Origin of the sequence: Sphingosinicella xenopeptidilytica (genome assembly GCF_042676985.1) — a bacterium.
Taxonomy (GTDB): Bacteria; Pseudomonadota; Alphaproteobacteria; order Sphingomonadales; family Sphingomonadaceae; genus Sphingosinicella; species Sphingosinicella xenopeptidilytica.
This window is the reverse complement of sequence record NZ_JBHTIK010000001.1, coordinates 1-21,603: the sequence shown is the minus strand read 5'-3', so window position 1 is coordinate 21,603 and position 21,603 is coordinate 1. Positions and strand designations below refer to the sequence as shown.

General features: G+C 65.8%; 15 protein-coding genes and 1 tRNA gene. 6 read left to right on the top strand and 10 right to left on the bottom strand.

Features of this window, described 5'->3' with window-relative positions:
* The first annotated feature begins 58 nt into the window (after positions 1 to 58).
* Complete coding sequence (locus tag ACFQ00_RS00080; RefSeq protein WP_381484443.1) at positions 59 to 1,063, top strand: threonine aldolase family protein; 1,005 nt, start codon at positions 59 to 61, stop codon at positions 1,061 to 1,063.
* Positions 1,060 to 1,995, top strand: coding sequence for a DMT family transporter (locus tag ACFQ00_RS00075; protein ID WP_381484439.1), 936 nt, complete (start codon positions 1,060 to 1,062; stop codon positions 1,993 to 1,995). The genes ACFQ00_RS00080 and ACFQ00_RS00075 overlap by 4 nt, the downstream gene beginning before the upstream one ends.
* On the opposite strand, the gene ACFQ00_RS00070 is transcribed toward ACFQ00_RS00075, so the two are convergent.
* The 3 genes from ACFQ00_RS00070 to ACFQ00_RS00060 all read right to left on the bottom strand — a co-directional run bounded on the left by ACFQ00_RS00070 (position 1,992) and on the right by ACFQ00_RS00060 (position 6,785).
* Entirely contained in the window at positions 1,992 to 3,656 is a 1,665-nt protein-coding gene (locus ACFQ00_RS00070) for an MFS transporter (protein WP_381485850.1), read from the bottom strand. The genes ACFQ00_RS00075 and ACFQ00_RS00070 overlap by 4 nt on opposite strands.
* A gap of 61 nt (positions 3,657 to 3,717) precedes the next feature.
* On the bottom strand, positions 3,718 to 5,991 hold the full coding sequence (locus tag ACFQ00_RS00065) for a xanthine dehydrogenase family protein molybdopterin-binding subunit (protein ID WP_381484437.1): 2,274 nt from the start codon (positions 5,989 to 5,991) through the stop codon (positions 3,718 to 3,720).
* The gene (locus ACFQ00_RS00060) at positions 5,988 to 6,785 is read right to left on the bottom strand and encodes an SDR family NAD(P)-dependent oxidoreductase (protein WP_381484435.1); all 798 of its coding nucleotides are present in this window, start codon (positions 6,783 to 6,785) and stop codon (positions 5,988 to 5,990) included. The genes ACFQ00_RS00065 and ACFQ00_RS00060 overlap by 4 nt, the downstream gene beginning before the upstream one ends.
* A gap of 65 nt (positions 6,786 to 6,850) precedes the next feature.
* Here ACFQ00_RS00060 and pepN point away from each other — a divergent pair, with 65 nt between their 5' ends.
* A complete protein-coding gene (gene pepN / locus ACFQ00_RS00055; protein ID WP_381484432.1) occupies positions 6,851 to 9,445 on the top strand; it encodes an aminopeptidase N in 2,595 nt (864 codons plus the stop codon).
* Here pepN and ACFQ00_RS00050 read toward each other — a convergent pair.
* Positions 9,442 to 10,272 carry a class I SAM-dependent methyltransferase gene (locus ACFQ00_RS00050; protein ID WP_381484429.1) on the bottom strand — a complete coding sequence of 277 codons (831 nt, stop codon included), beginning with the start codon at positions 10,270 to 10,272 and terminating at the stop codon, positions 9,442 to 9,444. The two genes, pepN and ACFQ00_RS00050, sit on opposite strands and share 4 nt — an antisense overlap.
* Before the next feature lie 23 nt (positions 10,273 to 10,295).
* Here ACFQ00_RS00050 and ACFQ00_RS00045 point away from each other — a divergent pair, with 23 nt between their 5' ends.
* The gene (locus tag ACFQ00_RS00045; protein ID WP_381484426.1) at positions 10,296 to 10,526 is read left to right on the top strand and encodes a hypothetical protein; all 231 of its coding nucleotides are present in this window, start codon (positions 10,296 to 10,298) and stop codon (positions 10,524 to 10,526) included.
* Positions 10,527 to 10,533: 7 nt separating this feature from the next.
* Here the strand turns inward: ACFQ00_RS00045 and ACFQ00_RS00040 are convergent, their stop codons facing one another.
* The 5 genes from ACFQ00_RS00040 to ACFQ00_RS00020 form a co-directional block, all read right to left on the bottom strand.
* The gene (locus ACFQ00_RS00040; RefSeq protein WP_034910431.1) at positions 10,534 to 10,788 is read right to left on the bottom strand and encodes a hypothetical protein; all 255 of its coding nucleotides are present in this window, start codon (positions 10,786 to 10,788) and stop codon (positions 10,534 to 10,536) included.
* Complete coding sequence (locus tag ACFQ00_RS00035) at positions 10,785 to 12,221, bottom strand: CpaF family protein (RefSeq protein ID WP_381484423.1); 1,437 nt, start codon at positions 12,219 to 12,221, stop codon at positions 10,785 to 10,787. Before ACFQ00_RS00035 ends, ACFQ00_RS00040 begins: the two co-directional genes overlap by 4 nt.
* A gap of 147 nt (positions 12,222 to 12,368) precedes the next feature.
* Positions 12,369 to 12,791 (bottom strand): acyl-CoA thioesterase, encoded by a 423-nt coding sequence (locus ACFQ00_RS00030; protein ID WP_381484421.1) that lies wholly within the window; start codon positions 12,789 to 12,791, stop codon positions 12,369 to 12,371.
* The gene (locus ACFQ00_RS00025; protein ID WP_381484419.1) at positions 12,788 to 14,842 is read right to left on the bottom strand and encodes a S9 family peptidase; all 2,055 of its coding nucleotides are present in this window, start codon (positions 14,840 to 14,842) and stop codon (positions 12,788 to 12,790) included. The genes ACFQ00_RS00030 and ACFQ00_RS00025 overlap by 4 nt, the downstream gene beginning before the upstream one ends.
* Before the next feature lie 83 nt (positions 14,843 to 14,925).
* Positions 14,926 to 17,304, bottom strand: a complete 2,379-nt coding sequence (locus tag ACFQ00_RS00020) for a bifunctional diguanylate cyclase/phosphodiesterase (protein WP_381484416.1) — start codon at positions 17,302 to 17,304, stop codon at positions 14,926 to 14,928.
* Positions 17,305 to 17,414: 110 nt separating this feature from the next.
* On the opposite strand from ACFQ00_RS00020, the gene ACFQ00_RS00015 reads away from it, so the two are divergent.
* Both ACFQ00_RS00015 and ACFQ00_RS00010 read left to right on the top strand, forming a co-directional pair.
* Positions 17,415 to 19,202: an aminopeptidase P family protein gene (locus ACFQ00_RS00015; RefSeq protein ID WP_381484412.1), complete on the top strand. Its 1,788-nt coding sequence runs from the start codon at positions 17,415 to 17,417 to the stop codon at positions 19,200 to 19,202.
* A gap of 241 nt (positions 19,203 to 19,443) precedes the next feature.
* A tRNA-Thr gene (locus ACFQ00_RS00010) sits at positions 19,444 to 19,518 on the top strand.
* A 363-nt stretch (positions 19,519 to 19,881) separates the two neighbouring features.
* On the opposite strand, the gene ACFQ00_RS00005 is transcribed toward ACFQ00_RS00010, so the two are convergent.
* Positions 19,882 to 21,513, bottom strand: a complete 1,632-nt coding sequence (locus tag ACFQ00_RS00005; protein WP_381484411.1) for a hypothetical protein — start codon at positions 21,511 to 21,513, stop codon at positions 19,882 to 19,884.
* Positions 21,514 to 21,603 lie beyond the last annotated feature (90 nt).

Here is a 21,603-nt window from a genome sequence, read left to right as displayed (position 1 = left end):
ACTGACAAACGAGCGCCAGTGTTGACCGGCGGCAAAGAGCGGCCTAGCCGCTCGGAGCATGTATTTCGTCTCCGACAACGCCGCCGCCGCCTGCCCCGAGGTGATCGAAGCCGTCCTCGCCGCCAACACCGGCATCGCGGGCACATATGACAACGACACGCTGACGCAGCGCCTGAATGGCGTGTTCGGCGAATTCTTCGGGCGCGAATGCAGCGTCTTCGCCGTGGGGTCGGGAACCGCGGCGAACTGCCTTGGCCTTGCCGCGATGGTGCCGCCGTGGGGCGCGATCGTCTGCCACCGCGAGGCGCACATCCAGGTCGACGAAGCTGGGGCGCCCGCATTCTTCAGCGGCGGCGCGGCGCTGATCCTTGCCGAAGGCGACGCCGCCAAGCTCTCGGTCGAAGGCGTTCGCGCGGCTGTGGCCGGGATGCGCGGCGACGTGCATCAGGTGGTCCCCTCCGTGCTTTCGATGACGCAGGCGACCGAGTACGGCTGCGTCTACACGCCGGATGAGGTCGCGGCGCTTGGCGACGAAGCAAAGCGGCGGGGCTGGCGGCTGCACATGGATGGCGCCCGCTTCGCAAACGCGCTCGGCCACCTCGGCTGCGCGCCGGCGGATATCACGTGGCGCGCGGGCGTCGATATGTTGAGCTTCGGCTTCATCAAGAACGGCGGCATGTCGACGGAGGCGATCGTCGTGTTCGATCCCGCGCTCGCCGAAACATTGCCGCACAGGAAGAAGCGCGCGGGCCAGATGCCCTCGAAGGGCCGCTATGCCGCCGCGCAGCTGCTCGCGATGATCGAAACGGGCGCGTGGGAACGCAACGCCCGCGCTGCAAATGCCGCCGCCACGCGCATCGCTGCTGCCGCGGGGGACAGGCTGATCTACCCTGCGGAAGCGAACGAGGTGTTCGTGCGCGCTTCGCCGGAGGACTCCGCTGCGCTGCGCGCGCAGGGTTTCCAGTTCTACGACTGGGCGCCGGGCGAGATCCGGCTGGTGACCGCGTGGGACACGCCCGAGGCGCACGTGCAGGCGCTCACCGCCGCACTCGCCGGGCTGTGACGCGCGCCAGCGTTTCCCGCGTCGTGCTGCCGTTCGCGGCGGTCACGCTGATCTGGGGAACGACCTGGTATGTGATCAAGACGCAGCTTGGCGTCGTGCCGCCGCAGTGGTCCGTCACCTATCGGTTTGCCGTGGCCAGCCTGCTGATGTTCGGGGCCTGTATCGTCATGCGGCGGACCCTGCGCTTCCCGCTGTCCGCGCACGGATTTTTCCTGCTGCTCGGCCTCTTTCAGTTCGCGGGCAATTTCAACTTCGTCTACCAGGCGAGCCGCAGCATCACCTCGGGGCTGATCGCGGTCGTGTTCGCGCTGCTGGTGGTGCCGAACACGCTGTTCGCGCGGCTGTTCCTGAAGCAGCCGATCAGCGGCCGCTTCATGATCGGTGCGGGACTCGGCATCGTCGGCGTTGCCCTGCTGTTCGAGCGGGAACTGACGGAGACGGGATGGAGCGCTGCGTTCACGACCGGCCTCGTGCTCACCGGCTGCGCGGTCATCCTCGCTTCGGTTTCGAACGTCATGCAGGGGACCGAGCGCGCGCGTACCTATGACATGTTCGGAATGCTCGCCTTCGCGATGGCGTACGGCGCGATCATCGATGCGGGCGTCGCGTGGGCGACGAGCGGGCCGCCCGTCGTGGAATGGACGCCGGCCTATCTCGGCGGCGTCTTCTATCTCGCCGCTTTCGCCTCGGCGCTTGCCTTCCTGCTCTATTTCAACGTCATCCGTATCATCGGGCCGGCATGGGCTGCTTATTCCAGCGTGCTCATCCCGTTCATCGCGATGACGATCTCGACGTTTCTGGAAGGCTATCGCTGGACGCCGGTTGCGGTGACCGGTGCGGTGCTCACCATCGTCGGCCTCCTCATCGCGCTCCGGGCACGGAGTGTGCCCGCGGGAACCGCCGCGGCGGGCGGCACGACGGGGCGCAGCTAGCCCGACTGCGACGGGTCGGTGATCGGCCCGGCGAGTTCGCGCGCGCTCGGCAGGCGAAGACCGGGCAGAACGGCGGTCTGCCGCTCGACCATGCGGTGCACGCGCGGCGGCGCCTCGCCCGTGTGCAGTGCGCGCAGGCGGTGGATGTTTTCGGCATCCGCCTTCGTGCGGCGCTGGTTGTGGCGGATGTAATCGAGCCATGTCGGCACGTGATAGCGTTCGACCCAGAGTTCGGGATCGCCGAGATCGCGCAGCAGCGTCCAGTGTCGGGCGCCGTCGCGCATACGGATGCGCCGCCGCTCGTTCATCACGGTCAGGAATGCGCGGATGCTCGCCTCGGGAATGCGGTAGTCGATCGTCACCACCACCGGGCCGGTGCGGGGCTCGACCGGCACCGCGACTTCCGGCTCCGTCCAGCGCGCGATGGGATCGAGATCGAGGTCCTTCACCTCCGGCAGCGGCCGCGCCCAGCCGAGGAGGAGGCCGAGGAGGAGGAGCACCGCCGAGACCATCAGCGACGTGCGCACGTCCGCCATCCCGGCGAGCTCGCCGAACACCCAGCTGCCGATCGCCATGCCGCCGAACGCCCACATCTGATAGAGCGCGAGCGCGCGCGCCACGACCCAGCGCGGCGCCGACATCTGCACGGTGACGTTGAACGTCGACAGCGCGAGCACCCATCCGCCGCCCGCGAGGAACAGGCCGAACATCGTGAGCGGCATCGCCGGGCTGAACGCGGTGATCGCCGTTCCGGCGGCGAACGCGGCGATGGCGATGCGGACGATCCATTCGCTCGAATGCGTGCTGCGCAGCCGCCCGCTCGAAAGCGCGCCGCCGATCGCGCCGATGCCGAACGCGCCGAGCAGAAGCCCGTAGGTGAAGGCGCCGCCCGAAATCAGGTGGCGCGCGACGACGGGCATCAGCGCGGGGACGGCGCTCGCGGCGAGGCCGAACACCGCCGAGCGTAGCAGCACGGCGCGCAGCGTCGGCGACATGGCGACGTAGCGGATGCCCGCCGCCATCGCATCGAGCAGCCCCTCGCGCGGCAGCGTTCGCGGCGGACGCTCCGGCCGCCAGCGGGACAGCACGGTGATGAGGCCGATGTAGCTTACCGCGTTCACGGCGAAGGCCGCCGCTGCGCCCGCTGCCGACACGATCGCGCCGCCGATTGCGGGGCCGAGGCTGCGCGCGATGTTGAAGTTCATCGAATTGAGCGCGACCGCGCCCGGAAGCGCGGCGCGCGGCACCATGTCCCCGACTGAGGCTTGCCACGCCGGGCCGTTCAGCGCCGTGCCGCAGCCGATGAGGAAGGTGAAGGCGAGCAGCAGCCACGGCGTGATGAGACCCGCCCACGTGCACACGGCGAGCCCCACGGACACCGCGAGCATGAAGCCCTGCGCGGCCAGCATCACCAGCCGCCGGTCGCTATTATCTGCGATCGCGCCCGCCGCGAGCGACAGCAGCATGATGGGCAGTGTCACCGACGATTGCACGAGCGCGACGAGCGCGGGCGATGTGGTGAGCGTCGTCATCATCCACGACGCGCCGACCGACTGGATCATGCCGCCGAAATTGGAAACGATGCTGGCGATCCACACCGTTCGGTAGATCGGGATGGCGAAGGGGCGCGCGGCGGCGGGATCGTCGAGACTGTCGGGCATAATGCGGAGCGCGGCCACTATGGACGCCTAACGCCTGTGCCGACAACGTCTAAGTGCGGGATCAGGCTGCTGTGCGGCGGCCGAGATCGCGGCAGGTGCGCCAGAGCGTTTCAGGGGTGGCGGGCATGTCGACATGCGTGCCGTCGAGCGCGTCGACGATGGCGTTCATGACGGAGGGCATGGCGCCGATTGTGCCGGCCTCGCCGCAGCCCTTGGCGCCGAGCGGGTTGTTCGGGTTCGGCACGGGCCGGGAGGCGAAGGCGATGCTGCGGGGCATGTCGTCGGCGCGGGGGATGCCGTAGTCCATGAAGCTGCCGGTGAGGAGCTGGGCGCTTTCGTCGTAGACGACGTTCTCGAGAAGCGCCTGCCCGAGCCCCTGCGCGATGCCGCCGTGCACCTGGCCCTCGACGAGCAGCGGGTTCACCAGCGTGCCGAAATCATCGACGATGCTGTAGCGCACGACGCGCACGCGGCCGGTTTCGGGATCGACCTCCACCTCGGCGACGTGGCAGCCGTTGGGGAAGGTCGGCGTCGGCTTCTCCTTCGCGTAGCGCGCGCGTGTGTCGAGCGCCTGCGGGTGGCGCGCGGCGAGCTCGGCGAGGCTCATCGTCGTGTTCGTACCCCGCGCACGGAACAGGCCGTCACCGAAATCGACATCCTCGCCGAGATCGGTGCGGGCAAGATCGAGCCCTTTCTCGATGATCGTGGATGCGGCTTCGATCAGTGCGCCGCCGCCCCACACCATCGAGCGCGAGCCACCGGTGCCGCGCCCGACCTCCAGCCGCGCGGTGTCGCCCTGCACGATGCGCACCTGCTCCATCGGCACGCCGAGCCGTTCGGCGAGCACCTGTGCGTAGGACGTTTCGTGCCCCTGCCCGTTGGACTGCGTGCCGACCGCCGCCTCGATGGTGCCGTCGGCGAGAAAGCGCACGTCCGCGAATTCGTCGAGATCGCCGCCGCCCGCGATCTCGACATAGTAAGCGAGGCCGCGCCCGTAGCGCAGCCCGCGCGCTTCCGCCGCCGCGCGGCGCGCGGGAAAGCCGGTCCAGTCCGCCTTTTCGAGCGCGGCGTCGAGCAGCGCCGGGAAATTGCCGACATCGAAGGTGAGGCCGAGGCCGTTGGCGTGGGGAAGCTCGTCCGGGCGCAGAAGATTGCGGCGGCGGAGGTCGCCCGCGTCGCGGCCCGTCTCGCGCGCCGCCGTTTCGATGAGCCGCTCGACAAGGTAAGTCGCCTCGGGGCGTCCGGCGCCGCGATAGGCGTCGACGGGCGCAGTGTTGGTGACGACGCCGTGCACATGATTGTGGATCGCCGGGATGCGGTAGACGCCGCCGATGATGCGCCCGCCCGCCATCGTCTGGATCGCCGGGCCGAACTGCGCCTGATAGGCACCGAGATCGGACCAGCTTTCGACGGCGAGCGCGAGGAAATTGCCCTCGGCATCGAGCGCCAGCGCAGCCTCCGACACCACGGCGCGGCCGTGCGAATCGGTCTGGAACGCATCGGAGCGTTCCCCGGTCCACTTCACCGGGCGCTTCAGATGCTCGGCGGCGTGGAGGACGAGGCCGTATTCGGGGTAGAGGAACACCTTGAGCCCGAAGCCACCGCCGACATCGCCGGTGACGACGCGCAGCCGCTCCGGCGGGCACTTCAGGATCTCGCGGCTGAGCGTCTTGTGCATGGCCGCGACGCCCTGGCTGCCGACGGTGAGCGTGAGGCCGGTATCGTCCGACCATTCGGCGAGCGCCGCGCGCACCTCCATCGAGGTGGGGGCGACGCGGTTCTGCACGATCCGCAGGCGGGTGACGTGAGCGGCGGCGGCGATGGCCGCGCGGGCGGCCTCCTCATTGCCGATATGCCAGTCGAATGTGCGATTGTCCGGGGCGCCTTCCCAGATCGCGGGCGCGCCGGGCGCGAGCGCGGCGTCGAGCGTCGCGGCGGCGGGAAGTTCCTCATAGTCGACGACGACGGCCTCGGCGGCGGCGCGCGCGGCGGTGCGGGTTTCGGCGACCACGAACGCGACCCCGTCACCCACGAAGCGCACGAGGTCTTTCGTCAGCAGCGCCCGGTACGTTTCGATGCGGCCGGGAAGGGGCACGAGGCAGGGGATCGGGCCATAGTGCGCGATGTCCTCCGCCGTGTAGACCGCGAGCACGCCGGGCATGGCGCGCGCGTCCGCGGTGTCGATGCCGAGGATGCGCGCGTGGCCGTAGGGCGAACGCACCGTCACGCCGTAAGCCGTGCCCTCGGGCTGGAAATCGTCGGTGTAGCGGCCGCGTCCGGTGAGCAACCGTTCGTCTTCCACCCTGCGGGGCGACTGGCCGACGCCGAATTTCATGGGCACTCCTCCCGAAGACAGGCGCGAAGGCCGGATCGATAGTTAGGATAGCGAAGCCGGATGCCGAGGTCGCGCTTCATCTTGCCGTTCGCGACGCGGCGGTTCTCCGCATAGAAGGTGCGCGCCTGCGGCGAGAGCTCGGCTTCGGCGAGCGGGACGAGCGGCGGCGGCGCCGCGCCCGCGAGGCGGCAGGCAAACGCGGTCACGGCGTGGCCGGGTGCGGGAAGATCGTCGGCAATGTTCCAGACGCCGGGCGGCGCGGCGAACGCGGCGATCACGGCGGCGGCGATGTCGTCGACATGGATGCGGCTGAACACCTGCGCGCCCGCGTCAATGCGCTGTGCCTTCCCCTCGCGCACGCGGTCCAGTGCGGATCGGCCGGGACCATAGATGCCGGGCAGGCGCAGCACGCGTGCGCCGATCCCTTGCCACGCGAGGTCGGCGGCGGCGCGCGCGCTGCGGCGGCCATGGCCGACGGGTGCGGTCTCGTCCACCCATGCGCCGGAGGTGTCGCCGTAGACACCGGTGGAGGAGAGATAGCCGAGCCATGCGCCGGAGGCGGCGAGCGCGGCGCCGTGCCGCGCGAGTACGGGGTCGTGATCGGTTTCGGGGGGCACGGAGGACAGGATGTGCGTTGCCGCCGCGATGGCGTCCGCCACGGCGGGGTCGTCCGCCGCGAGGATGCCGGGCCGCGCGGTGCGTCCCGTGCCGTTCACCGTCCAGCCCTCGCGCTCCATCGCCGCTCGTAGGCGCGTGCCGGTGTAGCCCTGACCGAGGATCAGCAGATGAGGCATCGCACTCTCCTAGCGTGCGCGGAAGCCGCTGGCGATTCGGCTGTTCGCTCACTATGTCCCTGTCTATGGAAGCACGCAGCGAAACCCCCACGATCACCCGCCGCGAGGACTATGCGCCGCCGGCATGGCGCATCCCCGACATCAGCCTCGCCTTCGATCTCGATGCGGAGCGCACGCGGGTTCGTGCCGTGCTGGAGGTGGAGTGCGCGGGCGAAGGCCCGCTGGTACTCGACGGCGACGAACTTGATCTGAAATCCGTTGCCGTGAACGGGCAGGTGCTCGGCGAGGACGGCTACACGCTCGCGGACGGCAAGCTCGTGATTCCGCTTTCGGGGGATGCCGCGCGCGTGGAAACGATCGTGGAGATCGCACCCGCCGCGAACACCAAGCTGATGGGGCTCTATGCCTCGGGCGGCAATCTCTGCACGCAGTGCGAGGCCGAAGGCTTCCGCCGCATCACCTTCTTCCCGGACCGGCCCGACGTGCTCAGCCGCTATTCGGTGGAATTGCGGGCGGACAAGGTGCGCTATCCGGTGTTGCTGTCGAACGGCAATCCGGTCGCGGCGGGCGATCTGCCTGACGGTCGACACTTTGCGCGGTGGGACGATCCGTTCCCCAAGCCGTGTTATCTGTTCGCGGTCGTCGCGGGCGATCTCCGCGCGCTTGAAGACAGCTTCGAAACGATGTCTGGCCGCCACGTGAAGCTCGGCATCTGGGTGCGCGCCGCCGACGTGGAGAAGTGCCGCCACGCCATGCAGGCGCTGAAGGACTCGATGCGCTGGGACGAGGTGCACTACGGGCGCGAATACGACCTCGACGTGTTCAACATCGTCGCCGTCGACGATTTCAATTTCGGCGCGATGGAGAACAAGGGCCTTAACGTCTTCAATTCGAAATACATCCTCGCCGATGCCGAAACCGCGACCGACGCCGATTTCGACGCGGTGGCGGCGGTGGTGGCGCACGAGTATTTCCACAACTGGACCGGCAACCGCATCACCTGTCGCGACTGGTTTCAGCTGAGCCTCAAGGAAGGCCTCACCGTCTTCCGCGACCAGAGCTTCAGCGCCGACATGGGCAGCCCCGCGGTGAAGCGCATCGAGGACGTGCGCGCGCTCCGCGCCGCGCAGTTCCAGGAGGATGCCGGGCCGCTGGCGCACCCGGTGCGTCCCGAGAGCTACATCGAGATTTCGAACTTCTATACCGCGACCGTCTACAACAAGGGCGCCGAGGTGATCCGCATGGCGGCGACGCTGCTGGGGCCGGAGAATTACCGGAAAGGCACCGACCTCTATTTCCAGCGCCACGACGGCGAGGCCGCGACGGTCGAGGACTGGGTGAAGGCGCTGGAGGACGGTGGCGCCACCGATTTCGGGCAGTTCCGCCTGTGGTATTCGCAGGCGGGCACACCCACCGTGACGGCGGATCTCGCCTATGATGCGGCGAAGAAAGCCGCGACGCTGACGCTGGTACAGGCGGTGCCCGATACGCCCGGCCAGTCGAACAAGGCGGCGATGCACATTCCGCTGAGGATCGCCTTGTTCGGGCGGGAGTCGGGGTCGCTGCTCGGGCCGGAACAGCTGTTCCAGCTCCGCTCGGCGAGCGCGACGATGACGTTCGAGAATGTCGCCGAGCCACCGGTGCTTTCGATCAACCGCGGCTTCTCGGCGCCGGTGACCGTCGAGACGAAGCGCAGCGCGGCCGATTTCGCGTTCCTCTCCGCGCACGACGATGATCCGTTCGCGCGCTACGAGGCGATGCAGCAGCTGATGATGGACCGGCTGGTCGATGCCGTGAAAAACGACGGCACCGATGCCGCGCCGCTCGTCGAGGCGGTGAGCCGCACGCTGAAGAACCAGGCGCTCGACCATGCCTTCATCGGTGAATCGATCCTGTTGCCGACGGAAACGATGGTCGCCGAGCGGCTCGGTGCGAACGTCGATCCGGATGCCGTGCACATCGCGCGCGAAGGGCTGCGGCGCGCGTTGCTGGAGGGCGTGGGCCGGGAGACGTGGACGGCGCTGCACGCGAGCCTTTCGGACGGCGGGCCTTATGAATTGACGCCCGATGCCAAGGGACGGCGGCGGCTCAAGAACGTCGCGCTCGGCTATCTGTTCGCGGATGCGGACGATGCCGCGGTCGCGGTGGCGGAGGCGCAATATCACGCGGCGACAAACATGACGGATCGCATCGCCGCGCTCGGGCTGCTCGTCGATACGGATGCGCCAGCGCGCGAACGCGTGCTGCAGGACTTCTACGACCGCTTCAAGAATGATGCGCTGGTGCTCGACAAGTGGTTCACGGCGCAGGCGATGGCGACGGGCGAAGATGCGCTCGAAAAGGCGGTCGCGCTGGCCGCGCATCCGGACTTCACAATCCGCAACCCGAACCGCTTCCGCGCGCTCGTCGGTGCGCTCGCGATGAACCAGTTCGTGTTCCACCGGAAGGACGGCGCGGGCTACCGCTTCGTGGCGGACAAATTGCTGGAGGTGGATGCGATCAATCCGCAGACGGCGGCGCGCTTCATCGCGCCGTTCGGCCGCTGGCGGCGCATGGAAGACGCGCGCGCCGCGATGATGCGCGCCGAGCTCGAACGCATCGTCGGGGCGCCGGGCGTCTCCCGCGATACGTTCGAGATGGCGTCGAAAAGCCTCGTTTAAGAGGCGGGCTTCACGAACTTCAGGGTCATGCGGTCGGATTCGCCGATCGCGGCGTATTTGGCGCGGTCCTTGTCGCCCTCGCGGAAGTTCGGCGGCAGCGACCATACGCCGTTCGGCCAGTCGGCGGTGTCCTTCGGATTGGCGTTTACCTGCGATTCGCCTGCCAGCTTGAAGCCGGCGGCTTCGGCGAGCGCGACGATGGTCGAGCGCTTCATGTAGCCGGAGCTCTTCATCGCGTCGTCGGGGCGATCTTCCGGCAGGCGGTGATCGACGACCCCGAGGACGCCGCCCGGTTTCAGCGCCGCGTAGAACGCCTTGAAGGCATCGCCCGCGAAATCGCCCATGTACCAGTTGTGGACGTTGCGGAAGGTCAGCACCATGTCGGCGCTGCCCGCGGGGGCGAGGCTGTCGTAGTGGTCCTTGCCGAAGCTCGTGACCTCGACGGACTTGTAAACGGGGCTCGACGCCAGCTTCTCCTTGAACGACGCGACCGCCTGCGCGGCACGCTCGCCGCCCGCCGGGTTCGTGTGCGCGGCGTAGAGCTTGCCGTGATCGGCGAGGATCGGCCCCAGCACTTCAGTGTACCAGCCGCCGCCGGGGGAGACTTCGACCACGGTCATGCCCGGCGTGAGACCGAAGAACGCGAGCGTTTCCGCCGGGTGGCGATATTGATCGCGCGCGCGGTTCGCCTCGCTGCGGTTCGCGCCCGCGAGTGCTGCGGCATAGTCCGGCGCGGCGGGAACGGCGTGATGGCTGTGGTCGTGCTGCGCGGCGGCGGGTGCGGCTGCTGCCGATACGAGCGCGGCGGCAAGAATGGTGCGGATCATCGGATTCTCCCTCGTTGGCCTACATGGACCTGTTCTATACGCGGGCGACGCACTATCTGCCCCGCATGACATTCGAGATCACGCTGAAGATGATGCTGGTCGCGCTCGCGTTCGGCCTTCTCAGCCTCTGGCAAGTGCGGCGCAAACGCAAGCCCGGAGCGTTGCCCTGGGTGCCCTGGCACGGTGTGATGTTTCTGGCGCTGCTCGCGCTCGTCGCAGGTGCGGCGCACCTGCCGGCGGTCTGGCCGCGTTAGAAGGAGGTTAGTCTTCGAGCGGGCGGCAGGCGGCGATCTTCAGCTTGGCGACGATCAGCATGGTGCCGTCGGACTGTAGGAACGGGATGAATGGCCGCGCGTCGTTGAGGCATTCGAGCACGCGCTCGTCGGGCCCAACGAACATGTGGCCGGCAAGGCTGGTGCCGTCTTCCAGCACGAGTTCCACCGCCGCCTTGCGCTTGGTGCGCAGACGCGATTTCACGAGCGGCGGCGTTACCGGAATGAGAGCTTCGACGGTCACAGGCAGGCCTCCAGCAGGGCCTGGTCGAAGCCGAAGGCCTTGGCTTTTTCGAACGTGTGCGGGCGCAGGCCCATCGAACGGTATTCACCGATGATGCGGCCGTCCTCGGCCTCGTCGAGATACTCGAACTTGAACAGTTCCTGCGTCACGATCACCGGGCCTTCCATGCCGACGACCTCGGTGATGTTCGTCACGCGGCGCGAACCGTCGCGCAGGCGCTTCACCTGCACGATCATGTCCACCGAATCGGCGATCTGGCGGCTGATGGCTTCCTTGGGGATCTTGATGTCGCCCATCATCACCATGTTCTCCATACGCGCGAGGCATTCGCGCGGGGAGTTGGAGTGGAGCGTCGCCATCGATCCGTCGTGGCCGGTGTTCATCGCGGCGAGGAGATCGAAACACTCCTGCCCGCGAATTTCGCCGAGGATGATGCGATCCGGGCGCATACGCAGCGCGTTGATGACGAGGTCGCGAATGGTGATCGCGCCCTTGCCTTCAAGGTTCGCGGGGCGCGTTTCCAGCGTCAGCACGTGCGGCTGCTGGAGCTGAAGCTCGGCGGCGTCCTCGATGGTGATGACGCGCTCGCCGGGGTCGATCATCTTCGACATGGCGTTGAGCATCGTCGTCTTGCCCGAACCCGTACCGCCCGAGATGACGACGTTGAAGCGGCAGGCGCCGGCGATCTTCAGCGCCGTCGCCATCTTCTCCGACATCGAATCGCCCTTTTGCATCATGTCGATGGTGATGGGCTTGGCGGAGAATTTACGAATCGAGATGGCGGTGCCGCGCAGGCTGAGCGGCGGCACGATCACGTTGACGCGGCTGCCATCGGGCAGGCGGGCGTCGGCGAGCGGCGTCGTCTGGTCGATGCGGCGACCGACGCGGTTCACGATGCGCTGCGCGATCTGGAACAGGTGCTCCTCGTCGCGGAACACGATGCTCGCGAGTTCGAGCTTGCCCTTGCGTTCGATGAAGGTCTGGTTGGGGCCGTTCACCATGATGTCGGAGACGGCCGGATCGGCGAGCAGGACCTCGAGCGGCCCGAGGCCGAGCAACTCGTCGACGAGAACCTTTTCAAGCGCGATCTGCTCGCGGCGGTTGAGCGTCAGTTTCAGCTCGGCGAGCACCTCGCCGATGATCGGGCGGAATTCCTCGCTGAGCTCGTCCTTGGAAAGCGTGGCGGCGGCTTCCGGATCGACACGTTCCAGAAGGCGCGGCAGCACCTGTTCCTTGATCTTGTGGATCGAGGCTTCGAAGCCTTCCTGCTGCGAGTTGACCGAACCGGCAGCGCCGCGCTCGCGCGCGCTGAGGCGCTGCATCGCATCCTGAACGCGGTCGCCGGTAAGTTCGAGCGCGGGCTCGGCGCTTTCTTGTGCCTCGTCAATGTCGGGAAGCGGCTCCACGACCGGGGTGCTGCGCGATCCGCGCATGGGCGCTGCGTTGCCAAAGCCCCGACGCGGCGCGCTCAGTGCCGCTCCAATTCCAGCTTTTTTGCCGAATGCGCTCATCATGATCCCCTCGGCCGAAACCGTCGACCGCTGAGGGAAACTAGCGCGGCAAGCTTAGCAAACTCCTAACTATACCGACTTTTTCGGAACGAAAGGCGCGGTGATTTCCGCTGTCACGCGCATCGGACGGCGGCTTTCGCGGTCGAGCAGCGCCCATGTGGTGAGTGCGCGCACCCGCACCTTGCCGTCCGGCCCGGCAATTTCGACGAAGCGGTCGTAGCGTGCGCCCTTGGGGGCGTCGCCGACCCACGTTCTGAGTGTCAGCGTTTCGCCGAGGTGGCTCGGCGCGCGGTAGTCGATCTCGTGGCGAACGACGACCCACACGACGTTCCGGGCAAGATCGGCGGGCGCGACAGAATACCAATGCGCGACCGCGATATCCTGAATCCAGCGCACGTAGACGGCGTTGTTCACATGGCCGAGCTCGTCGATATCCTCCGGCGCAGGGTTCTTCTGCTGCGTGAAGACGGAAACCTGCGCATCCTCGCTCATTGGCCGATCTGACTGATCAGGAACGCATATTCCTCGGCGTCCTCCTCCAGCGAGACATAGCGCCCGGACTTGCCGCCGTGCCCCGCGCCCATGTTGGTCTTGAGGAGCAGCACGTTGTCGTCGGTCTTGGCGGCGCGCAGCTTCGCCGCCCACTTGGCCGGTTCCCAATAGGTGACGCGCGGATCGTTGAGCCCGCCGGTGATGAGCAACGCCGGATAGGCCTGCTCGGTCACATTGTCGTAGGGGCTGTAGCTGCGGATGAGCGCGAACGCGTCTGCGTCCGCGATGGGATTGCCCCACTCCGGCCATTCGCCGGGGGTGAGCGGCAGCGTGTCGTCGAGCATCGTATTCAGCACGTCGACGAACGGCACGTGCGCGGCGACCGCGCCGTAAAGCTCCGGCGCCTGATTGACGATCGCGCCCATCAGCTCACCACCCGCCGAGCCGCCGGACGCAGTGACGCGGCCGGGCGAAGCGAAGCCCTGATCGATCAGGAAGCGCGTGACATCGACGAAATCGTTGAAGGTGTTGGCGCGCTTCTGCAGCTTGCCGTCGAGATACCACTGGTAGCCGAGATCGTCGCCGCCGCGGATGTGCGCGATGGCATAAGCGAAGCCGCGATCGAGCAGCGACAGCCGGTTCGCCGAGAAGCCCGGTGGGAAGGCGAAGCCATAGGCGCCGTAGGCGTAGACGTGCAGCGGCCCGCGGCCGTCCTTCACGAAATCCCGGCGATAGACGACGGAAACGGGAACCAATGTGCCGTCGCGCGCGGGCGCCATCAGCCGCTCGGTCGCGTATTGCGAGGGGTCGTAACCGCTCGGAATCTCGCGCACTTTCAGGGTTTCGAGGCGGTCGTCGGCGAGGTGATAGTCGTAAACGGTGTTGGGCGTCACCATCGACTGGTAGTCGATCCGCAGCCGCTCGGCGCGGTATTCCGGATTGGTCGACAGGTTCGCGACGAAGCTGGCTTCCGGGAAGGCGATGTAGCGCTGGCTGCCGTCTTCGTAGCGGTGCAGCCGGATCTGCGAAAGACCGTCGACGCGCTCCTCGATGGCGAGGAGGTTCTCGAAGCTGGTGACGGACTGAATGTAGTGCCGGTCGCTGCCCGCGACGAGTTCGCTCCACTGGCCCGGCGCGGAGACCGGCGCGGTGACGATGCGGAAGTTCGGGTGCGTATCGTTCACGCGGATGTAGAGCGTGCCCTCGCGTTCATCGACGTCGTATTGCCGGTCGGCCTTGCGCGGCGACACGAGCACCGGCATGGCCGTGAAATCGTCCGTCGGCAGCAGGCGCACCTCGCTTGTCGCGTGGTCGCCGGTCTGGAGCACGGCGTATCTGCGCGATTGCGTGCGGCCGATCTGGACGCCGAATTCCTCGGCCTCCTCGGTGTAGACGGCGCGGTCGGCGGACTGTGCATCGCCGAGACGGTGGTGCCAGATCACCTTGGAACGCCAGTTCTCGTCGGCGTCCGTGTAGAGGAAGCTCTGCGAATCGGCGGCCCAGACGAGGCCGTAGCGCCAGTTTTCGATCACGTCGGAGAGCTCGGCGCCGGTTTCGAGATCGCGCACGCGCAGCACATAACGTTCGGAACCGTTCGTATCGACCGCATAGGCGAGCAGGCGGCCGTTCGGGCTGACGGCGAGACCGCCAAGCCGGAAATAGGCGTGGCCTTCCGCGAGGCGGGGCTCGGCGAGGATCACGGTGTCGCTGCCGCCGGTGACGGGGCGGCGATACCATGTGCGGTACTCCGCGCCTGCATCGAAGGCATACCAGTAGAGGAAATCGCCGTCGCGCTGCGGGACGCTCGAATCGTCGTCTTTCACGCGGCCTTTCATCTCGGTGAAGATCGTGTCGATCAGGCCCTTCTGCGGGGCCATCACCGCTTCGAAATAAGCGTTCTCGGCATTGAGGTAGGCGAGAATTTCGGTGTCCGTCACCTGCGGGTAGCCGGGATCGCGAAGCCACGCATACGGGTCTTCAACCGTGATGCCGTGGTGCGTGAAACTGTGCGGCCTCAGGGCAGCGACGGGCGGCTTCGAAATCTCGGTCATGGCACTCCGGTCGATCTGGGCCGCGGGCGGCCGCAGGGAAGGTCCGGTGTGTTTGCGCGAGCGGCGCCGCCGCGGTCAACCGTTCAGGAGGCCTGCGCGACCTTGTCGTCCTCTATGCCCGGCACGCCGGGGTTCGATGGCGTCACCAGCCCGGCGTGCATGTCGATGTGTTCGGGGCGGCCGATCAGGAAGCCCTGGACCTGATCGCAGCCTTCGCGGCGCAGGAATTCGAGCTGGGTTTCGGTCTCGACGCCTTCGGCGGTGATCGGCACGCCGAGGCTGTGGCCGAGGCTGACGATGGCGCGCACGATCTTCTCCGCCTGCGGCGAACGGCTGATCTCGTCAACGAAGCTGCGGTCGATCTTGATGCGGTCGAACGGGAAGGCGTTCAGCGTCGAGAGCGACGAATAGCCGGTGCCGAAGTCGTCCATCGCGATGCGCACGCCGAGTGCCTTCAGGCGGCGCAGGTTCGAAAGCGCGCGCGCCTGATCGAGGAACAGCGCCGATTCGGTGATCTCGATTTCAAGCCGCGCCGGCGAAAGTCCGCTGTTGACGAGGATCTCGTGCACGCGGCTGACGAGCGAATTGTCCTGCAGATGCAATGCCGAGAGGTTCACGGCGACGCGGAAGGGGCGTTCCCACTTCGCGGCCTCGAAACACGCCTGCTTCAGCACCCAGTTGCCGAGCGCGATGATGAGGCCGTTTTCCTCGGCGACGAGGATGAAGTCGTCGGGCTGCAGCAGCCCGCGCACCGGATGCTGCCAGCGCACGAGCGCTTCGAAGCCGACGATGCGGCCGTCCGCCATCGCGGCGAGCGGCTGGTAGCTGAGCCGAAGCTCGCCCGCGTCGATACCCTTCTTGAGATCGCGCGCGAGGCGGCGACGGTCACGGATCGCTTCGTCCATGTCGCGGCTGAAGAAGCAGGCGGCGTTGCGTCCGCCGCGCTTCGCCCGGTAGAGCGCCATGTCGGCGAAGGCGACGAGGTCGGAGGCGTTGCCCGCGTCCGCGGGATACAGGCTGATGCCGACGCTGCCGGAAATTTCGACCTTGTGCTCCTCGTAGGGCACCGGCTCCAGCAGCTTTTCGAGCAGGCTGTGCGCACACTGCGCGGCTTCGGTCGGCTGCGTGCCGCCGTAGAGCGCGATGACGAACTCGTCGCCGCCGATGCGTCCCAGAAGGCTCGATCCCTTGGCCATGCCGCGCAGGCGATTGGCAACTTCGGTGATCACGAGATCGCCGGCACGGTGGCCGTGGACGTCGTTGATGTGCTTGAAGAGATCGAGATCGATGAACAGCAGCGCGACCGGCTCGCCTTCCTGCGCGGCGCGCTCCAGCAGCGCGTCGAGGCGCGCCATGAAGGCATTGCGGTTGAGAAGGCGCGTGGCACTGTCGTGCTGCGCGAGGTAGCGGATTTCTTCTTCGGCCTTGCGCTGCGCGCGAAGGTCGCGGATCGCGTAGACCGCCTCGGCCTTGTCGTCGGAGAGGCTGCGCGTGCGGACCTCGACCGGGATCGCCTCGCCGTGGTCGAAGGGGCTGAGCAGCGCATCCTCGTTGCCGGTCTGGCTGTAGCCGCGTTCGAGCAGGTTCTTGTCGACCGAACGGCCGACGACATCATCGTGGTCGGCGCGGACGAGGTTGAGGAAGCTGGTGTTCGCGTCGATGATCTTGCCGTGTGCGGTGATCACGATGCCCTCGAAGGCGCCGTTCGCGAGCCGGCGCAGGCGCTCGACCGCGCGCTCGGCGCCCTTGGCGTCGACAAGCGCCGCACCGAGGCCGGTGGCGATGACGATCAGCGTGACGGCGGCGATGGCGCCCGCGATGGCGAACTCCGAGATGATGAGGCCGCCCGTTTCGCCCTTGCCCGGAACGATGTTGAGCGCGGCCATGGCGATGAAATGGAAGGCCGAAACCGCAAGGCCGAGGACGATGCCGCCGATGGCTTGCCGCCGCACTGTGCGCGCCGGGCCGGTAATCGCGAAGCCAGCGCCCGCGAGCAGCGCGCAGGCGACGAAGGCGACGGCCACGAGATCGCGATCGACATTGAACACGCCGTCGACGCGGAAATCCTTGAGGCTGGAGAAGTGCATCACCGTGACCGCGAAGGTCAGGATGATGCCGCCGAAGGCCGGGCGTACCCAGCCGTCGAGGTTCGCAGCGGCGTAAAAGGCCGCGATCGCCATCGGCAGCACGAGAATCAGCGAGGTGAGCAGCCCGACCGGACCGTGCCCGGTCGGTACGCCCGGATGATAGGCCAGCATCGCAAGGAAATGCATCGCCCACGCGCCGAAACCGGCGGAGATGCCGGCAAGCAGCAGCCATGTGGGCCGCGCTTCGCCACGCGCCACGAAGCCGCGGGAGAAAAGCCGCACGGCGGTGAGCATCGACATCACGCAAATGATGACGGCAAGTGCCGTGAAATTCGGGTCGAACTGGCCGCCCAGCGCCAGTATGCGGTCCATCATTGCGATTGTTCCAGTCTCGATCTCGCGCCATATTGGCACGCGAAATTTAACAAAGCCTTGGCGCAGCGGCGCAGAATCGGCCGTACGGACCGCCTTTTGAGGAGTTTTCGATGTCGACTTATCGCGATCGGCTGGCTGCGCTGCGCCGCACGCTGGCGGAGAACCGCTACGACGGCTTCGTCGTGCCGCTCACCGACGAGCACATGAGCGAGTATGTCGGCAGCTACGCGCAGCGGCTGGCGTGGCTCACGGGGTTCGAGGGCTCGGCAGGGTCCGCCGTGGTGCTGAGCGGAGAGGCCGGCATCTTCGTCGACGGGCGCTACACGCTGCAGGTCCGCGATCAGGTGGATGGCACGCTCTACCAATACCTCGGCGTGCCCAAAGTGCAGATCGCCGACTGGTTGGAGGAAAAGGTCGGGCCGGGGCAGCGCATCGGCTTCGATCCGTGGCTGCACACGCGCGGCTGGGCGGAAGCGACGGGCAAGCGTCTCGCGGCGAAGGGCGCCGAACTCGTTCCGGTGACGGATAACCCCGTCGACCGCGTCTGGACCGACCGGCCGGCACCGTCAGCCGAGCGCTTCGAGGTGCACGGCGAGGCGCTTGCCGGGCAAGCGTCAGCCGAAAAGCGCGCCAACATCGCCCGCTGGCTCGGCGAGAAGACGGCGGACTGCGTGGTGATCGCCGCGCTCGATTCGATCGCATGGCTGTTCAACGTACGCGGCCGCGACGTCTCACGCACGCCCGTGGCGCTCGCCTTCGCGATCGTTGCGGCGGACGGCACGGCGCAGCTCTTCACGGCGCCCGCGAAGATCACGCCCGATGTCGTCGCGCATCTGGGGCCGGACGTTGCGCTCCTGCCCCCGGAAGCGTTCGTGGAGGCGCTCATGGCGCTCGGCAAGGCAGGCAAGACCGTCGCAGCCGATCCGGCCACCTGCGTCGCGGCAATCTTTCAGGCACTGGAGGCTGGCGGTGCGCGCATCGTCGAGGCCCGCGATCCCTGCATTCTGGCCAAGGCGATCAAAAATCCGGTCGAGATCGCGGGTACGAAGGCCGCGCACGTGCGCGACGGTGCGGCGCTTTCGCGTTTCCTCGGCTGGTTCGATCGCGAGGCGCCGAAAGGTGCGCTCGACGAGATCGCCGTCGCCGAAAAGCTCGAGGATTTCCGCCGCGAATCCAACCTTTTGAAGGATCTGTCGTTCGATACGATCTCGGGTGCCGGGCCGAACGGCGCGATCGTCCACTACCGCGTCTCGCCGGAAACCAACCGCAAGGTGGAGCAGGACAGCATCTTCCTGCTCGATTCGGGCGGCCAGTATCTCGACGGCACCACCGACGTGACGCGCACGATGATCGTCGGCACGCCGACGGTGGAGATGAAGGACCGCTTCACGCGTGTGCTGAAGGGCCATATCGCGCTCGCCACGGCGCGCTTCCCGGTCGGCACCCGCGGCAGCCAGCTCGATGTGCTGGCGCGCCAGTTCCTCTGGCAGGCGGGCCTCGATTACGCGCACGGCACCGGCCACGGCGTCGGCAGCTTCCTCTCGGTGCACGAAGGCCCGCAGCGCATCGCCACGTTCGGCGGCGGCGACGAGCCGCTTGCAGCGGGCATGATCCTCTCAGACGAGCCCGGTTACTACAAGACCGGCGAATACGGCATACGCATCGAAAACCTCGTGCTGGTTGTCCCGGTCGAGGTGGAGGGCGCCGAGCAAACCATGCTCGGCTTCGAAACGCTGACACTGGCACCGATCGATCTCCGCCTCGTCGATGCAACACTGCTCAGCGATATGGAGCGGGCTTGGCTGAACGCCTATCACGCCCGTGTCCGCGAGACGCTGACGCCCATGGTTCCCGAGGACGTGCGCGGCTGGCTCGCCGAAGCGACACGCGCGATCTAGGTTGGGTCTGGCTCCCGCTCCTGCGCGACACCGCCGGGGACCTGTTCCGGTGCAGCACGGGACGCAGCCTTCCGGCGATGCAGATTCTGCCGCAGCGCCGCGGCGAGGCGGGCCTTGCGGTCGTCGACAGGCGTGCTGGTCATAGTCCGGCATTTAACGGGATTCATGCGCTTTCGCCAAGCACCTTGCTTGACAAGGCGCCGCCTGCTCGCCCATAGGACGCCGCCCGCATGAATGGCATGCTGCCGTAGCTCAGTGGTAGAGCGCATCCTTGGTAAGGCTGAGGTCGAGAGTTCAATCCTCTCCGGCAGCACCATTTTTCTTATTATTTTATAAATGGTTAAGATGACGGCCTCTCGGCGGGTAGGTTTCGCCCCCACTCTATCCCCACTTCATTGCTCCTAAATTACGAGGCAAATCGGCCTTGGGTGTCGTATCAATACGTGGTTTCCCCATCACGCATGATCCTTGCCGCTCATCTCATGTCTACTCTGCCCGGAAGATGAGATCGAATCGAGCCACTTCCCGTTGAGGTACAGCCCCCCCGGGGGGGGGGAATAAAGTCGTCTGTTTCTACGCTGACTTGAAGTCTGCCTTTGGCGCGACAGAAAAATTTCAAAAAACCTTACAAGCAAGGCATTGCCTTACCATTGAGACGATCAACCTCGCACGTCCGACGCTATTCGAACGTCTCCTCCCTCTCGCTTTCTCGTGTTCTCTCGTAGTCGGCCCACCGTTTTAGGTCTGAAATCTGCTCCGCAACCCAAATCCTGACATTGGGATCGGAATGATCAGCTAATGTCTCAAGATGCCCCCGGCGGCGATCCAAAATGGCCGAGAGATGCCCCGACCAGCCGTTAGGGTGCATCCTAGCTGGGTTGCTTCTTAGGAATTCAGCTCGATCTGGCGATCTCTCTAGACCCTCAAGGAACCGCAGAGACAGTCCGTTATCATCGTCGAAATCCTTAGTAGAAAAAACATTCAACGAACGGCTTATCAGTGGATATCTTACGCTAGGCGCTTGGTCAGCCCATGACCACAGGACACTAGAGGCAACCTTTTCGAGTGGAGATTGTCGGGTTAAGCCGCCACTCCCGTAGATGGAATGGTCTTCGTCTGTTTCAGCGCTGAGCAAAAACTCGTTTAGAGCGATTATGGGCTGCACCTCGAAGAGGGCAAAAAGTGCATAATCGATATCAAAACCACTAACTTCATGAGCAGAAATTTTGAGTTTAAGCAGCTTACATAGTTCCCGTGCACCTTGTTCACCTGATGGGCCAGAATAGCATTCCTTGATTGTCTGCTGGACCCGATGCTCCCTCACATCGCTATTGTTAGTATATTTCGTCCGAAGCAGGAGCTGGTGCCCTATATCGAGCAAAGCACCTTCCACCTCCACTCCGTCAGTCTTTAAGCAATAAAGCGCCATGTGAAGAATTTCGAGTGCTACACTCGTTCCGTTTTCTAGCCCACAAAGCTCATCCAACAACATCGCAAGCTTGACCTGCGGTGCAGATCGTACGACCCCGGAAGTTAAGACGTAAAAACCGTGGGCTGTGACACAGCCAGAAGAAATGGCTTTTCTCAGTCGCTCGATCGCATCGCTATCTATGCCAGCCTGCACTTGGAGATATACGAGATGCTGGGTCATATCAGGGTCGATAAGCACCTCGTCGAGGATCGTTGAACCCAACGAGGCATCGGTCTTGAAAATTTGATGCAGGAAACCGCCAAGGATCGTAGCATTTCTCTCTTCGACGGGAACGTTTACTAGCGCTTTGCGCAGCGTGTGCCACGTGTCTGTCAGAGGGGCGGAGGATTGGGCGAGGCCCCCACCGAAAGAAAATGCGTGGTTTGTATAATCTGAGCGAAGCGCTTCCGGAAGAAACTGATTTAGAAGCTCATTCTGGTTGCCAAAGTCACGCCCTAGAGCTTCCGCTTTTTGCGCCAATCGGTCGCTAGCGGCTGCATAGTCAGTTTTACCCTCTATATCAGCCTCAAGATCGAGAATATCAAAACTCGATCCGCGCTTCCCCAGAACATAGGCTTTAGCTACGTTGTGCGGATCAGAAGGGCGCAATTGCACTTCTATCGCATTCACCCGGCGTTTAACTTCGGGCTTCCAGTCTTTTCCGTCAAACTGAATAGCGCGACGAACCGCAAACCAGCCGTCAAGCCATGCGCCATCCTTCAGAAACTCTGTCGCTGCGGCTTCTATAGAACTTAGACAGGCTTCCACGTACAAGATGCCCGGCATGGCTGCCGAGACAATGCGTTTGATTTCATGTCGCCTTTCTGCATCCGCGCTCAATTCAACCGCGAGATCGATGTGGCCTTCCCCCTGAAAACTGGTCCGCTTTGAAAGTGAGAGTTTCGGCTATTTTGCGCTTGGAAGGAGCGA